This is a genomic window from Streptomyces sp. NBC_00075, from assembly GCF_045041225.1.
Classification (GTDB): Bacteria; Actinomycetota; Actinomycetes; order Streptomycetales; family Streptomycetaceae; genus Streptomyces; species Streptomyces adonidis.
This window is the reverse complement of record NZ_CP108243.1, coordinates 10,056,984-10,072,354: the sequence shown is the minus strand read 5'-3', so window position 1 is coordinate 10,072,354 and position 15,371 is coordinate 10,056,984. Positions and strand designations below refer to the sequence as shown.

General features: G+C 70.2%; 11 protein-coding genes. 1 reads left to right on the top strand and 10 read right to left on the bottom strand.

Annotation, left to right across the window (positions count from 1 at the left end):
* Positions 1 to 56 precede the first annotated feature (56 nt).
* Together OG787_RS44030 and OG787_RS44025 are read right to left on the bottom strand one after the other, a co-directional pair.
* The gene (locus OG787_RS44030; protein ID WP_369029978.1) at positions 57 to 956 is read right to left on the bottom strand and encodes a glycosyltransferase family 2 protein; all 900 of its coding nucleotides are present in this window, start codon (positions 954 to 956) and stop codon (positions 57 to 59) included.
* Entirely contained in the window at positions 953 to 2,998 is a 2,046-nt protein-coding gene (locus OG787_RS44025) for an O-antigen ligase family protein (protein ID WP_405539047.1), read from the bottom strand. Before OG787_RS44025 ends, OG787_RS44030 begins: the two co-directional genes overlap by 4 nt.
* A gap of 77 nt (positions 2,999 to 3,075) precedes the next feature.
* Here OG787_RS44025 and OG787_RS44020 point away from each other — a divergent pair, with 77 nt between their 5' ends.
* Positions 3,076 to 3,747 (top strand): hypothetical protein, encoded by a 672-nt coding sequence (locus OG787_RS44020; RefSeq protein WP_369029980.1) that lies wholly within the window; start codon positions 3,076 to 3,078, stop codon positions 3,745 to 3,747.
* A gap of 56 nt (positions 3,748 to 3,803) precedes the next feature.
* Here the strand turns inward: OG787_RS44020 and OG787_RS44015 are convergent, their stop codons facing one another.
* From OG787_RS44015 to OG787_RS43980, 8 genes are all read right to left on the bottom strand, one after another.
* Entirely contained in the window at positions 3,804 to 4,850 is a 1,047-nt protein-coding gene (locus OG787_RS44015) for a glycosyltransferase family 2 protein (protein WP_405539046.1), read from the bottom strand.
* Between the two features lie 94 nt (positions 4,851 to 4,944).
* Complete coding sequence (locus tag OG787_RS44010) at positions 4,945 to 8,547, bottom strand: DUF4082 domain-containing protein (RefSeq protein ID WP_405539045.1); 3,603 nt, start codon at positions 8,545 to 8,547, stop codon at positions 4,945 to 4,947.
* 78 nt (positions 8,548 to 8,625) lie between these two features.
* Positions 8,626 to 9,744: a DegT/DnrJ/EryC1/StrS family aminotransferase gene (locus OG787_RS44005; protein WP_405539044.1), complete on the bottom strand. Its 1,119-nt coding sequence runs from the start codon at positions 9,742 to 9,744 to the stop codon at positions 8,626 to 8,628.
* Complete coding sequence (locus tag OG787_RS44000; RefSeq protein WP_369029984.1) at positions 9,741 to 10,433, bottom strand: acetyltransferase; 693 nt, start codon at positions 10,431 to 10,433, stop codon at positions 9,741 to 9,743. Before OG787_RS44000 ends, OG787_RS44005 begins: the two co-directional genes overlap by 4 nt.
* Positions 10,430 to 11,569, bottom strand: coding sequence for a DegT/DnrJ/EryC1/StrS family aminotransferase (locus OG787_RS43995; RefSeq protein ID WP_405539043.1), 1,140 nt, complete (start codon positions 11,567 to 11,569; stop codon positions 10,430 to 10,432). Before OG787_RS43995 ends, OG787_RS44000 begins: the two co-directional genes overlap by 4 nt.
* Positions 11,566 to 12,552, bottom strand: a complete 987-nt coding sequence (locus tag OG787_RS43990) for an SDR family NAD(P)-dependent oxidoreductase (RefSeq protein ID WP_369029986.1) — start codon at positions 12,550 to 12,552, stop codon at positions 11,566 to 11,568. Before OG787_RS43990 ends, OG787_RS43995 begins: the two co-directional genes overlap by 4 nt.
* A gap of 47 nt (positions 12,553 to 12,599) precedes the next feature.
* Positions 12,600 to 13,685: a Gfo/Idh/MocA family protein gene (locus OG787_RS43985; RefSeq protein ID WP_369029987.1), complete on the bottom strand. Its 1,086-nt coding sequence runs from the start codon at positions 13,683 to 13,685 to the stop codon at positions 12,600 to 12,602.
* Between the two features lie 32 nt (positions 13,686 to 13,717).
* Entirely contained in the window at positions 13,718 to 15,064 is a 1,347-nt protein-coding gene (locus OG787_RS43980) for a sugar transferase (RefSeq protein WP_369029988.1), read from the bottom strand.
* Positions 15,065 to 15,371: the final 307 nt, after the last annotated feature.

Here is a 15,371-nt window from a genome sequence, read left to right as displayed (position 1 = left end):
CCGCATGTCGATGCGCCCTCGCGCCCCTCTGAGGCGCTGTCGGGCCGCGTTCGCGATCATGGTCCCGGCGTCGCGCGCAGGGCGCCCGGCCGGGCGAGGGCGGCGGCGGCCGCTTTGCCGGCCGGGCGGCCCAGTGCCGCGCGTGACGTCTCCCGGAGGAGGACGGCGGTACGGAAGGCCGCCGTGGCGAGGGCGCCGTGGCGTCGGCGGTACAGGCGGACCCGGTTGAGGGTGAGGAGGGTCCAGAGTCGGGGCGACACCTGGGAGTCACCTCCCAGGTGAACGGCCTCGGCTGTCGGCTCCAACTGCGTGGCGTATCCCCGGTCCCGTGCGCGCAGGCAGTACTCGGTCTCCTCCGAGTAGAGGAAGAAGGACTCGTCCCACGGGCCGCAAGTGGCCAGACAGTCCCCCGAGACGGCCATGAGGGCGCCCGTCGCCCAGTCCGCGCGCGTGGGCCGCTGGTACGCGGCGGGGTCGGTGACGAGTTCGCTCAGGCGCGGGAAGCGCCCGGCGCGCGTGTTGCCGATGAGTGCCTCGCCGAGCGCCCGGGTCACACTCGACTCGCGGCGCAGCGAGTGGTGGGGCGTGTCCTTGCCCTCTTCGTAGAGGAGAGGTACGGCGATCCCGACCCCCTCGCCGAGACTGTCGACGAGCCGTTTGGCGCAGCCCTCGCGCATCCGGATGTCGGGGTTGCAGATCAGAGCGGACCCGTGCTCACCGGCCGCGCCCAGCGCCGCGTTGACCCCTGCCGCGTACCCGGCGTTGCGGCCGGTCTGGACGACGGTGGCGTCCGGGGCCAGTGTCCGGAGAACCTCGACGGTGTCGTCGGCGGAGTCGTTGTCGGCGACGACGAGCCGCCAGTCGAGGCCGGCCATGCCGCCGGGAAGCGCGGCGAGGAATCCGGGAAGCACCGAGGCGCTGTTCCAGGTGACGACGATGACGGCGACGGGACTCATCGGGACTCCGCGAGTTGGGGAAGCCGGGCTTCGGATGCCTTACCGGGGGCGGGGACCACGACGGCTTCCGCTGCCTCGGCTTCGGCCGCCTCACGACGGACGAAGCCGAGGTAGCTGCCGCCGGCGCCCAGGGTCAGGAAGAACATTCCGGCGTACATGGGGAAGCTGAGCGCGTCGAAGGTGGCGCTGATGACCAGGGCGACCAGCGCGGAGGCGAGGAACGCCTGTCCGAGTTCCCGGTCCGAGTCGGTGCGGGCGAGCCGGCGGATGGCGCCCCCGGTGTGGATGCCGGTGACGAACAGGGCGAGCAGGGCGACGAGTCCCACGATGCCCATCTCGGCCAGGGTCAGCATGTACTGGTTGTCCGTGAAGAAGTACAGGTCGGGGGTGAAGGTGCCGAATCCCCTTCCGAACCAGGGGTGTTCCTTGAGATAGGGGACGATCGCGCTGTACTTCACGGTGCGCGCCTGGGTGCTGCTGTCGGAACCGGCGAAAAAGGTGGCGAACAGGTTGGTGATGGTTCCGATCAGCCCGGGAATGATCACCTTGAAGCCGGCCACCGACCCCACGATGATGGCGATCGCGGCCCAGCGCCGCTGCGGCTTCCAGCGGGGCACCATCACCAGGATCACGATGGCGGCGCCGATGATGGACGTCCTGGACACCGTCAGCGGCAGCGCGCCCGCCATGATCGCCACCGGAGCCCAGCGGCGCAGTGCGCCCGCGTGACGACGTACGGGATCGAACGCCTGGTGGACGGCGAAGGGCACCAGGATGGCCAGCATCCCGCCGAACTCCAGTGGGTGGGCCGTGGTGGAGCGCGGGCGGGTGAACGAGCCGCGGTCCATGGCGCTCATCCCGGCGGTGCTCGACTGGAGGCCGGGGATGTGGATGGAGTCGGCGATGTTGGTCGCCGCGAAGAAGTCGTAGTAGCCGATCAGGGCGACCACCGTGCCCAGGACGACGAGCCGGCGCATCAGCGTCTCCAGTCGGCCGCGCTCCTGGATGCCGGCCGATGCCAGCACCACCAGCCCTACCCACACCCCGAGGCCGATGAGCCCCCGGTCGGCCCCGAGGATCTCCTGGTGCGAGCCGGCGCGGGTCGCGTCCGCGAGGTAGGAGAGCAGCACCGCCATCGCGAGCAGGCACATCGCGACGCGCGGCAGTCTGGTGCCCTCGGCCGGGCGGATGCGTCCGCCGAGCCAGGTCGCGAGGTACCAGAGGAGTCCCAGCAGGGCGAGGACGTTGGCCGGGGTGCCGACTCCGCCGAGCGCGGGCAGGGTGAGGTTCGACGGGACGAAGAAGGCCAGCACCAGATAGCCGGTGAGGATCGTCGTGGCGTCCAGTCTCCGCGTCAGCAGGCCCCTGGGCGCCGGCTCGGGGGGCCTGGAGCGGTGGCGCCGGGGGACGTATCCGGCCTGGGCGCGTCCTCGGCGGCGTACGACCGCGACGCCCTCGGCCAGGATGGACAGCAGGAACGCGCTGACCATGCCGACGATGAGGACCGCAGCGATGTTCTGGTAGCGGGCCTTGGGCTCCGAGACCGGTGTCTGCGGCAGCACGACCGGCGTGGCCTGCACGGAGTACCTCGCCGGCACCTTGGAGGCGGCCTGAAGGGCCTTCAGCTGCTCCCCGGCGAACTTGGTGAGGACGGTGGTCTCCCGCAGCACCTTCGCCCGGTCGGTTCCGGTGACGCTCAGGGTGAGCAGCGGGCTGTCGGCGTCCGGCGCGAAACCGGCCGTGTACCGGTCGGTGACACCACGGGAGTGCAGTTCCTTGGCCGAGTCGCTCGACTGGAGCGTTCTGATCAGCACGTCGGCCGTGACGACCAGTGAACCGCCCGCGTTCGAGATGGGGTTGCCGAAGGTCGGCGCCATGTCTGCGACCGCCGTGGAGTCGAGAAGCGTGACGGAGCTCTGCGACTCGTAGGACACCGGGATCGTCCGGTAGAGGTAGCCGCCCGCGAGCAGACTGAGCAGGGTGACGGGCACCATGAAGTACCAGCGCCTGCACATGATGGCCCAGAGGTCGCCCAGGCTCATGAGAACTCTCCCCGCTGTGATTCGGTAGCGGCCTGCCCCCGCGCCTGCGAAGATCGGTGCCGACGGAAGGAATCCCCGTGTCGCCCCGAGACGTCGCCGAAGCGCTTCTCCGCCGCTGGTACGTTCTGTTGCTCGCGCTCCTGCTGACCGCAGCCGGAGCCTATCCGGTGCTGCGACCCACGCCGGAGTATCTGAGTTCGGCGGTGGTCGTCCTCAAGCCGCCCGCGACGGGCAACCAGCCGAACCAGCTGACGAATCTGCAGCCGCCGCTCGCCACGCTCTCGTACGGCGTCGTCCAGCAGCTCGAATCGCCTTCCGGGCGCAAGGAGTTGAAGTCCGCCGGTGTCCAGGGGACGTATCAGCTGATCCCGCGCAACAGCGGCACCAGCGCGACGCCCGCCTATCTGATCCCCTCGTTGCAGGTGCAGGCCCGGGGTGCCGGCCCCGACGAGGCCAACACGGCGGTCCGTCGGATCATCGAGGTCTACTCCGGTCATGTGACGCGGCTCCAGGAGACGCAGCGGATCGCCGCCGGGTCGCGGATCAACGCATCCGTCCTGGTCGCGCCCAGCGCCGCCCTGGTGCAGGGCACCAAGAGCCGCGCACTGGCGGGTACGGCGCTGCTGGGCGGCCTCGCCGCGATCCTCGGCGCGCTCTGGGTCGACCAGTACGCGCTGCACCGCAGGAGGCGAAAGGCGGACTCCTCGGAGCCGCTCCCCCGCCCCGGCGGGGTTCCGGTGGCGGGCTGAACCACGGAGCCGTGGGTCCGGGCGGCCGGTCACGGTCCTCGGACTGAGCTTGGTCATCAGATGCCGCGGCGCTTCCAGGACTGCCACCACAGCCACTCCCGCCCGCGCTCGAACACGGCCGACCACACCAGTGGCTGGAGGTACGGCATCAGCTCGGCGCCGACACGCTGCCGCCGGTGCAGCGCCTGGTACTCGGGGAGAGAGGTGAAACCGGGACGGCACTCGGCGGCGAAGGCGACGAGATCGTCGACCGGGACGACGTCGGTGCGCCTGCGGTCGTAGGCGCGGTAGGCGCGGCGCAGGGCGTAGCGGGCGAGCCGGGTGTGCACCAGGTCGGCCAGCTGCTCGGCCTGCGGGAGCAGATCGGCGCACTTGGCGAGGACGGAGTCGTAGGCGACCAGGCGCTGACGGAGGTCGTCGAGCTGGCCGCCGAAGTCGGTGGTGGACATGTTGTTGCCGTGGACGCGGTAGAAGGCCTGGTCGGCGCCGCGGATGTAGCCGACGTCGGCGCGGGCGGCGAGCCGCATCCACATCTCGATGTCGCCGGCGTGGGGCAGTGCGGGGTCGTAGCCGCCGACCTCGCGCTGGAGGCTGGTGCGGACGACGACCTCGGGCGAGGTGATGCAGCCGGTGCCCTCGCGGAAGCGGCGCTCCAGCCACCAGTGCCCGGGGTAGACCACCGAACCGGTGCTCTGCGTACGGGCCTTGGGCAGCGGGCCGCCGTGCTGGAAGCGCAGGGGGCGGCCGTAGGCGAAGCCCGCCTCCGGGTGGGCGTCGAGCAGTGCGGCGGCGCGCACCAGAGCGCCGGGGACCAGCCGGTCGTCGGCGGAGAGGAGGGCGACATAGTCGCCGTCCGCCCACTCCAGGAGGCCCTCGTTGTAGGTGGCGATGTGGCCCTTGTTGGTCTCGTGGACGCGGACCTCGATACGCGGGTCGGCGGCGGCGAGCTTGTGCGCGATCTCCGCCGAGTCGTCGGGCGAGGCGTCGTCGATGATGAGTACCCGGACGTCAACGCCGTCCTGCTCGTCCAGGACGCTGCTCACGCAGTCGGCGAGGAAATGGCCGTACTTGTAGCAGGGGATGACAACACTGACGCTGCTCATCGGTGGGAAGGCCAATCCCCGGCGGTGGCCTCCCGCGAGTGTGCGGGAGGCCACCGGCGGTGGGTTGTGGTCGGTCAGTTCTTCTGTCGGACGGTCAGTTCTTCTTGCGGACGGTCTTGCTGGTCAGGGTCCAGACCTGGGACTTCACCGTGTGGTTCTTCTTGTCCCGGGCCGTGACCGTGATCTTGAACCGCGTGCCGTCCGGCAGCGGGGTGGACAGATGGACGGACACCTTGCGGGTGGCCCGGTCGTAGGAGACATAGGCCTTCACGTGGAGCTTCCTGGCGGCCGCGGCCTTCGCACCCGGCAGGACGGTCACCGTTGCCTTGACCGAACCCACGTTGGTCGCGCTGGGCAGCGTGGTGACGAGGGGTCTGGAAGCGTCGGCGGTGCGTGCCACCAAGGAGGCGCTCACCTCCGAGATGTCGACCGTCGCCAGTGACGCCGACGGGTCGTCGGCGGTGAAGACGGGCCCGACCCAGTAGTTCGCGGATCCGTAGGAGCCGTTGGGGAAGGCCACGTCACTGCCGTACCGGTAGAGCCCGTTGTGGGCCGTACTGATGTCGGCGGTGGCGGTCAGCGGATAGGACTTGTGCGCCGATGCGAAGTAGCCGCCGTCCACCGCGTAGTTGCCGTTCGGCGCGTGGTAGGAGACGACGTAGGAGGTGTCGGCGGTGATCGCGACCGGGGTCGCGAACGTCATCGTCTGCCAGCCGGTGGCGGACTCCGTGGTGAAGGTACCGGAGGCGAGGAGCGTGCCGTCGTTGGACCAGAGGCTGCCGGTGTGGGTGCCGGTGTTGGTGGCTCCCTTGTAGAAGGTGACGCCGGTGACCCAGCCGCTCGCCGAGGACTGGAACCGGGTGCCCAGTTCGAGGGAGTTGGGGTCGTCGGTGACCGCCGTCCTGGCCGGCACGGTGTTGGTGTTCCACAGCGTGCAGGGGCAGGTGACCGCGGGTGGCGTGGAGCTGGTGGTGAAGGACCAGGTCACCGGGGCCGACATGGCGTTGCCCCACAGGTCCTCGGCCTGGACGGACGCGGTGTACGTGGTGTGCAGCTCCAGCTCCGTCGACGGGGTGAAGGTCGCCTGGTTCGACGCGGGGAGCGTCTTGACGCCCGGCACGGTGTTGCCGTTCGGGTCCTTCAGCGTGAACGTGAGCGTGTCGCCGTCGATGGCGTGGTCGAAGACGGCGGACACCGGTGCCGTGATCGACGCGCTGGTCGCCCCGGACGTCGGTGAGGTGGAGGTGACGACGGGCGGGGTCGTACTGGCCGTCGCGGTGTCCAGCACCACGTCCACCCAGTAGTTGCTGCCCGAGGACGCCGAGGACGGGAAGGCGCTGGTCGAGCTGTAGCGGTAGACGCCGTTGCCGCCGTCGGTGCCGGACTGGAGCGCGGTGAGCGGGGCCAGGCCGGCCGAACTGCCGGAGAAGTAGCCGCCGTCGTAGGAGTATCCGCCGTTGGGGGCGAAGTACGAGGCGACGTAGGTGGTGTTGGCCTTGACGGTCACCGGGGTGGCGAAGTTCAGCTGCTGCCAGCCGGAGGCCGTCTCGTTGGTGAAGGTGCCGGTGGCCAGGCGGGTCCCGGAGGCGCTCCACAGGCTGCCGGTGTGGGTGCCGGTGTTGGCGGGCGACTTGTAGAAGCGGACGCCGGTGATCGAACCGGCCACCGTGGTACGGATCTTGACGCCGAGTTCCAGCGGGCCGCCGTCACCCGCGTTGACGGTGCCGGGCACGGCGGTCGCGGGCCAGATGGTGCAGGGGCAGGCCTGGGGGCCGACGGTCAGGGGGATGGTGGTGACGGCGCCGATGTTGACGCTGTCGTCGACCGCGCGGACCTTGATGGAGGCGGTGCCCGGGGTCGTCGGCGTCCAGCTGTAGCTCCAGGACGTCAGTCCGGTGGCGACGTTCCAGGTGCTGCCGCCGTCCGTGGACACCTCCACGCGTGCCACCACGCCCCCGCCGGAGTCGGTGGCGGTGCCGGTGATGTTGACCGGCTTCAGTGCCGGGACGGTGACTCCGGAGGCCGGGCTCGTCACGGTGATCGTCGGGCCGGTGGTGTCGGTGGTGGCTGTGGCGGCGACGAGGTTGGTCTGTAGGGTCAGCGGCTGGACGCCCATGTCGGCGAGGATGTTCACCGTCGCCTGTTGCATACGGGCGTCCTCGGTGACCACCGCGTCATCGGGGTCGTACGTCGGCAGGTTGGTCAGGCCCCACGACCACTGCACGGTCCCCGCCCCGAACACCAGGGCTCCGGAGTCCTGGTCGCGGAACTCGACGAGATTGTGCGTCGCGGTGCCGTTGCCGTACATGTTGCCCCAGTCGAGGCGGTACTTGCCGTCGTCGATGTCCACTGTCGTGGACGACACGGCGATCGCTCCGGCGGGCCTGGTGCTGTTGGCGATGTCGCTGTCCCACTCGTAGCCGAGAGTGCCTGCCGGGAAGGTGGCGGTCTGGCTCGACGTGAGGTTGGCGATGGACGTGTTGCGCCAGATCCGGTTCTTGCCGTACGAACCGGGGACGGTGATCGCGTCGCTGCGGGAGCCGTTCACCTGGAACATGGAGCCGGTGAGGATGTTCGACGGCTGGTAGGTCTGGCCGTAGTTGGTGCTGGTCGGATCCATCCAGGTGCCGGTCCAGGTGCCGCTGGGGTCGGCGATGCCGTTGTTGAACGCCATCTTCGTCATCTTGTAGCAGACCAGGGTCCGGTTCGCGGTGCCGGTGCCGTCGTTGCTCGCGGCGAACCGGGTCTTCCAGAACACCTCGTTGCCGCTGAAGAAGCCCTGTTTGACACCCGCCTTCCGGGCCGCCAGGACGTTGGAGTACTGGCTCTGCGTCCAGTACTCGTCATGGCCGGAGGACAGGTACACGTCGTGGTTCTTCAGCAGGGTGTCGCCGTGGGTCGACACGTCCACACCGGACAGATAGCTGACGTCGTAGCCGTTGCGCTCCAGCCAGGCCAGCATCATGAACTCGGAGCCGTAGATGCCGTTGTCGCCGCCGATGTCCAACGGCCGGTTGTAGCTGACCTCGTAGGCACGGCCGTCCGGCGCGGGTCCCGCGCCGCCGTACAGGTCCTGGCCGCCGTAGTCGTTGTACGCCTGCCAGGTCTGGTCGCTGGTCTGTACGACGATGTCGGAGGTGCTGGAGTCCTTGCGGACGACGAACGGGTACGGCATCAGGCCGTCGCCGTCGGTCTGCGTCAGGTTGGCGATGTACAGGCCGGACACGGCGTCGCTGGGCACGGTCCAGTTCACGGTCACGGGCCAGTTGCCGCAGTCGACCAGGCCTGTGCCGGCCTTGGTGGTGCAACTGGCCGGGTTGGTCGTGTAGTTGGCCGGGTAGGTCACGGCCGCCTGGGCCGCCGTCGACATCAGTCGCGCGCCGTCGCCCCCGTACCAGCCCAGCCGGTAGATCTCCACGCGGTACGTGACCGGCGACTGGATCTTGAACTGGACGGTGTCACCGGCCTGGACGCTCTCCTTGGTGGTGAAGCCCTTGATGTCGCCGTAGGAGTTGGGCGCGTACCAGTCGGACATGGGGCTGCCCGTCTTGGAGTTCTCGCACACGATCGCGTTCGAGCCCGTGCCGCACGGATCGGATGCCGCCTGGGCGGGCGAGCCCGTCGGGAGCACCGCCCATATGAGTGCTGCTACGACGGCGAGGCGCCCGCCCCGGATCCGTCTGCTCCATCTGTTCATGTGTACCTCTCAGCGGTGCTGTGCACTGTGCGGGGCCGGCCCATGAGGCCGGGGTGGAGCGATGACCGTGGGGGCCGATCAGCTTTCGAGCGCCGTGGCGAGCGTTTCCACGACGCGTTGCTGCTGGTCGGGGCTTATCTGGGGGAAGAGCGGCAGCGACAGGATCCGGTCCGCCGCCTTCTCCGCGTGGGGGAAGTCCCCCTGGGTGTGGCCGAGATGTCGGTACGCCGGCGTGAGGTGGACGGGGGCGGGATAGTGCACCCCGGCGCCGATGCCCTCCGCGTTGAGCTTGCCGACGATGTCGTCGCGGTCCGCGCCGGAGACCTGGACGACGTACAGGTGCCAGACGTGGACGTTGGCGGCATCCGTCGTCGGGAGGACGACGCGTCCGGTGGCCGCGAGGTCGGCGAGAAGTGTGTCGTAGCGGGCGGCGGCTGCCCGTCGGGCCGCGTTGCCGTCGGCCAGGCGTGCCAGCTTCGCCCGCAGGACGACGGCCTGGAGTCCGTCGAGGCGGCTGTTGAACCCGGGGACGTCGTGGCGGTACTTGGCGACGCCGCCGTGGTTGGCGGTCGCGCGCACGAGGTCGGCCAGCTCCTCGTCGTCAGTCAGGACGGCGCCCGCGTCGCCGTAGGCGCCGAGGTTCTTGCCCGGGTAGAAGCTGGTCGCAGCGATCCCGCCGCTGCCCGGGGTACGGCCGTCGCGGGTGGCGCCCTGGCACTGGGCGGCGTCCTCTACCACCCGTACATGGTCGGGCAGTTGGGCGGCGAGCTGCGTCACCTCGGCCATCTGGCCGTACAGGTGCACGGGTACCACCGCGCGGGTGGCCGGGCCGACCGCGTCCGACGCGGCCTGCGGGTCGAGCAGATGGGTGTCGGGTAGGCAGTCGGCCAGGACCGGCCGGGCGCCGATCCGGGCCACGGCACCGGCGGTGGCGATGAAGGTGTTGGCGGGGACGACGACCTCGTCGCCGGGCCCGACCCCGCTTGCCCGCAGGGCGAGTTCGACGGCGTCGGTGCCGTTGGCGACGCCCACGCAGTGTGCGACGGCGCCGAAGTCGGCGTACTCGCGCTCGAAGGCGCCCACCTCGTCGCCGCCGATGAACGCGGTGTTCGCCAGCACCCGTTCGAATCCGGCCCGTACCTCGTCGGCGACCTCGGCGTGTGCCGCCTTGAGGTCCACCAGTGGTATCTGGTTCATTTCAGCGGTCCCCCCACTGTTGTCCGTGTCGCGAGTTCGTCGAGCGCGGGCGCCTCCGCCTCGCGCAGCCGCCGGGCCGGGCTCCCCACCCAGACCTCGCCCGGCGGGACGTCGCCGAGCACGCTGCTTCCCATCCCGATCTGCGACCAGGCGCCGACCGTCGTGCCCTCCCTGACCAGAGCCCCGGAGCCCACATAGGCGCCCCGCTCCAGCCGTACGCCCCCGCCCAGGCGGACGCCGGAGGTGATCGTGGCGAAGTCCTCGACCACGTCGTCATGGGTGAGGACCACATGCGGCATCACCGCGACATGCGCGCCCACCCGCACGGCGGCGGTCAGGACGCAGTGTGCGAGGAGCACCGAGCCGGGGCCGACCTCCGAGGTCGCCGACACGGCCGCCGTCGGATGGATCACGGTGGCGTAGCGGTCCACGGGCAGGCCGAACCTGCGGACCAGGCGGGCGCGGGCCGCGTAGTCCCTCGGGTTGCCCACGCAGATCACCACGCTGGCCTCGGGCAGGGCGTGGACGAGGTCGCAGCCGCCGAGCACGGGTACGCCGTCGACTTCCTTGCCGTGCAGGTCGGGGTTGTCGTCGAGGTGCCCGAGCAGCTCGAAGTCGCCCGCGTCCCGTACGGCCTGTGCGGTCTCCCGGGCGAAGCCGCCCGCGCCGATGACGACAAGTCCGTTCATCCGCGGGCCTGTTCGCGCAGCGCCGCCACGACCCGGTCCTGCTGGGCCTCGGTCATGGTGTGGAAGAGGGGCAGGATCAGCGAGTCCCGGCTGATCCGCTCGGTGGCCGGGAGCGGCACGGCGGGGTGGTCCGCGTAGGCGGGTTCGAGGTGCGAGGCCATGATCCCGCGCCGGGCGGAGACGCCGGCCTCGGCGAGCGCGGCGAGCAGGTCGTCGCGGCCGACGGGGAAGTCCTCGGCCAGCAGTACCCAGTAGGACTGGAAGTTGCTCTGCCCGTGCGCGGGGTCGGTCACGGGGGTGAGGCCGGGGACGTCCCGCAGCAACTCGTCGTAGCGGGCCGCCAGTTCGCGGCGGCGGGCGATCATCGCGTCGAGTTTGCCGAGCTGGACCAGGCCGATCGCGGCCTGGACGTCGGTCATCCGGTAGTTGAAGCCGACCTCCAAGTAGCTTTCCAGGACCGGCTGGTTGCTCGCATGGCGTTCGGCGGCCGAGGCGTTCATCCCGTGTTCGCGCAGTCGGCGCAGCCGTGCCGCCCACTCTGCGTCGTCGGTGGTGATCATGCCGCCCTCGCCGGTGGTGACGACCTTGCGGGGGTGGAAGGACCAGGCGGCGAGCAGCGCGCCGTGCCCCACGGGCTTGCCGCCGACGGTCGAGCCGATGGCGCAGGCCGCGTCCTCGACCAGGGGCAGGTCCCACTCGGCGCAGGCGGCGCGCAGGGAGTGCACATCGGCCGGTACGCCGCCCTGGTGGACGACGAGGACGGCCTTGGTACGGGGGGTGCGGACCGCGTCCACGGTGGCCGTGGTCAGGTTGCCGGTGGCGGGGTCCACGTCGGCGAACACCGGTTCGGCACCGACGTAACGGACCGCGTTGGCGGTGGCGATGAACGACAGCGACGGCACGACGACCTCGTCGCCGGGCCCGATTCCGAGCGCGACGAGCGACAGATGCAGGGCCGTGGTGCAGGAGCTGACGGCGATGCCGTGCTCGGCGCCCACCCGCTCCGCGAAGGCCTTCTCGAAGGCGGCGACGCGGGGGCCCTGGGCGACCCACCCGGACAGCACCGCGTCGGAGGCGGCCTCGGCCTCCTCCTCGCCGAGCCAGGGGATCATCACCGGGATGCGGTCGGTGCTCACTTGGCGGACTCCTCTGAAAGGGAGCGCTCCGCGCGCCACCACGCGACCAGGTCCTTGAGCCCTGTCCGCAGGTCGATCTCCGCCGTGAAGCCGAGCCGTTCGGCGGCCTGCGAGGTGTCCGCGAGCCGCCGCGTGACCCCGTTCACCGCGCGGGCGGGCCCGTGCTCGGGCTCCAGACCGGACGCGCCCATAGCCTCCAGCAGACCCTGGGCGAGTTCCTTCAGCGAGGTCTCCGTGCCGCTGGCCACGTTGAACGCTTCGTCGGTGAGATCCGACTCGGCGGCCAGCACATTGGCCCTGGCGATGTCGCGGACGTCGACGAAGTCCATGGTCTGGGCCCCGTCGCCGAGGATCAGCGGCGGTTCGCCCGCCTCGATGCGCTCCATCCAGCGGATGAGCACCTCGGTGTAGAGGCCGTGGATGTCCATCCGGGGGCCGTAGACGTTGAAGTAGCGCAGGACCACGTAGTCCAGTCCGGACATGGCGTGGAAGCTGCGCAGCATGCCCTCGTTGAAGGCCTTCGCGGCGCCGTAGAAGGTGTCGTTGTTGTACGGGTGGTGGCGCTCGGTCGTCGGGAAGACCTCGGCCATGCCGTAGACGGACGCCGAGGACGAGGCGATCACCTTGCTCACGCCGGCCGCGGCCGCCGCCTCCAGGACGTTGAAGGTGCCGTCGACCAGCACCTCGTTGGCGAGCCGGGGCTCCTCCGCGCACTGGGTGATGCGTATCGCGGCGAGGTGGAACACCAGGTCGGCGCCCTCGGTGACCTTCCGTACGGTGGCGGCGTCCCGGATGTCGCCCTCGACGATCTCCACGACACCGCTGGGCAGGGCCTGGGCGAGGTTGGCCCGCCGTCCGCGCACGAAGTTGTCGAGTACGACGATCTCGCGGGCGCCGCCCTCGGCCAGGAGGTCGACGAGGTTGGAGCCGATGGTGCCCGCTCCCCCGGTGACCAGGATCTTCTTGCCTCGTACGCTGCTCAACTGCGCTGCCCTCTCAATGGGTTCGGACTGTCAGTGATGTGGGACTGTCAGTGCCCGGCGCGCAGGCCGACGACCGCGCCCTTGAATTCCAGGCTCCGGGACGCCGCCTCCAGGATGTCGAGGACCCTGAGGCCCGCCCGGCCGTCGGTCAGGGGCGCCCGGCGTTCCCTGATGGCGTCGCCGAACTCGTCGACCATGCTGCGCAGCGCTTCCTTCTCGCCGATGGCGGGCGCGACCATGTCCCCGGAGCGGTAGGAGATGAGCATGTCCCGGCGTTCGTCGTCGCCGATCTCCTGGGGCGCGGCCAGATCCACGCCCCGGTCGAAGATCGCCACGCGCTGGGCGGGGTTGAGGTCGTCCCAGATCAGGGTGCGTTTGGCGCCGCCCACCATGGTGGTACGGACCTTGGTCGGCGAGAGCCAGTTGACGTGCACGTGGGCGATGGCCCCCGTGTTGAGCTGGAGCGTCAGATAGGCGACGCAGGCCTGTCCGGCGCCGATCGGGTCGGCCCCGTGGGCGGCGACGGCGACCGGCTCGACGTTGTCGGGGAGGATGAAGTCGAGGATCGACAGGTCGTGCGGGGCGAGGTCCCACAGGACGTCGATGTCCTTCTGCACGAGCCCGAGGTTGATCCGGACCGAGTCGACGAAGTGGATGTCGCCGAGTTCGCCGGAGCGGACCAGTTCCCGGATACGGCCCACGGCGGGTGTGTAGCAGTAGGTGTGGTCGCACATCAGGGTGAGCCCGCGCTCCTCGGCCTCGGTGACCAGGCGCATCCCGTCGGCGTAGGTCGCCGCGAGGGGCTTCTCCACGAGGACGTGCTTTCCGGCGCGCAGGGCGGCCAGGGCGATGTCGAGGTGGGTGCCGGCGGGCGTGGCCACGGCGACGGCGTCGACGGTGGGGTCGGCGAGGACGGCCGCGTAGTCCGCGGTGGCCTGGACCGTCGAGTAGCCGCCGAGGACGCGCTGGGCGCGGTCCACGTCGAGGTCGCACAGCCAGCGCAGCCGGAACCGCTCGCTGGCCTGGAAGTTGCGTACGAGGTTGGGGCCCCAGTAGCCGGCCCCGACGACCGCGACCCCCAACGGCTCCGTACCCGACGGTCCGGTGCCCAACGGCTGCGTGCCCTGCGTCACTTGGTTCCTCTTCCGTCGGTCGGGTCGGTCCATCAGTAGGCCCCCGTTCCGCGCACCACGGCGGAGCCGGTGCGCGCCAGGATGGTCAGGTCCAGGCCCATCGACCAGTTGTCCACGTATCCGAGGTCGAGCCGGACCGCCTCGTCCCAGGGCAGGTCGGAGCGTCCGCTGACCTGCCACAGCCCGGTGAGGCCGGGTTTGACGAGCAGTCGGCGCTTGACCTCCGGCGTGTACTCCTCGACCTCCTCGGGCAGCGGAGGGCGGGGGCCGACGAGCGACATGTGTCCCTTGACCACGTTGAGCAGCTGCGGCAGTTCGTCGAGCGAGCTGCGGCGCAGGAACGATCCGAACCGGGTGATCCGCGGATCCTGCTTCACCTTGAACAGCAGACCGTCGCTGTTCTCGTTGAGGTGTTCCAACTCGGCCCGGAGGTCTTCGGAGTCGGGCCGCATGGTGCGGAACTTCAGCATGGTGAAGTGGTCGCCGTAGCGGCCGACCCGCTGCTGCCGGAACAGGGTCGGTCCGGCGCTGTCCAGGCGGACGATCAGGGCGATCACCATCATCGGCAGCGCGAGGACCGCCAGGAGCAGTGCCGCGAGCGACCGGTCGAGGAGTTCCTTGGGCAGCCGGGAGGTCTGGGTGAGGTTCGGTGCCTGGATCCGCATCAGCGGGACCCCGTGGGTGGGCCGTACCGAGAGCCGCGCGGCGGACACGTCGGTCAGTACGGGGGCCAGCAGGAAGTCGACGCCCTGCACGGCCGCCGTCCAGGACATCCGGCGCAGGACGGAGCCGTCGGACCCGGGGACCGGCACGACCACCACGGTGCCGATGCCCATGGCCCGGACGACGTTCTCCATGTCGCCGACGCCGCCGAGGACGGGGAGCCCCAGCTTGCGGATCTCCGCGCGGTTGCGCGGATCGCTCAGGCACACCCCGGCGATGTGCAGTTCCTGTTCGCCGCCGCGCCGCAGCACGGCGACCAGATCCGCGATGCCGTGGGACGGCCCGACCAGGAGTGCCGTGCTCTGGTCCCGGCCCCGGGCCCATCTTCGGTGGAGTCGGCGGCGCAGTGCGTAACGGCCCGGCAGGGCGATCGCGACAGCGGGTATCGTCGCCATGACCATGTCATGAAGAAGTCCCGCGTCGTGGGTGAACACGTAGTGAACACCCGCGGCCAGCGCCGGCAGTGCGACGGCTCCGCGGAGCACCCGCCGGTACTCCTCGACGCCCACGCCCAACGCCCTGCGGTCGTAGGAACGATGGACGAGCATGGTCGCGATCCACGTCGGGGGAAGCACGAGGGCGACCGTCCAGCGGTCGTAGGCCGCGTGGATCAAGAAGGCCGCGGCAGCAGCTGCGAAACCGTCGGCGACCAACAAGCTGAATCGATACTTCTGTTCCCACCGTCTTCGGCGGGCTTCCGGACTGGTCCGTTCCACAACCACTTGCTCATGCGTGACCTCAATGGTCATGCTCCCCCCACCACATGCGCGGCTACCCCCCGTCCGAAGTGCCCTCCACACAGCGGCACTGGAAAGCGAGGGAGCGTCGGCGGTTCCCCAACCGCCTCATGCCCCCCAGCATGCCCGTACTGAAATGCTCAAATCCATGCACAAAGCCGAACCATGACATGCAGTCAAGGACAAGTTCCCCACCCAAACCGGTCCGGCGGCACTCAATCTAGAC

Excerpts from the sequence above, each read along its gene's own strand:
- OG787_RS44000 (WP_369029984.1), bottom strand. The coding sequence starts at position 10,433 with ATGAACGGACTTGTCGTCATCGGCGCGGGCGGCTTCGCCCGGGAGACC.
- OG787_RS44030 (WP_369029978.1), bottom strand. The coding sequence starts at position 956 with ATGAGTCCCGTCGCCGTCATCGTCGTCACCTGGAACAGCGCCTCGGTG.
- OG787_RS44025 (WP_405539047.1), bottom strand. The coding sequence starts at position 2,998 with ATGAGCCTGGGCGACCTCTGGGCCATCATGTGCAGGCGCTGGTACTTC.
- OG787_RS44005 (WP_405539044.1), bottom strand. The coding sequence starts at position 9,744 with ATGAACCAGATACCACTGGTGGACCTCAAGGCGGCACACGCCGAGGTC.
- OG787_RS44015 (WP_405539046.1), bottom strand. The coding sequence starts at position 4,850 with ATGAGCAGCGTCAGTGTTGTCATCCCCTGCTACAAGTACGGCCATTTC.
- OG787_RS44010 (WP_405539045.1), bottom strand. The coding sequence starts at position 8,547 with ATGAACAGATGGAGCAGACGGATCCGGGGCGGGCGCCTCGCCGTCGTA.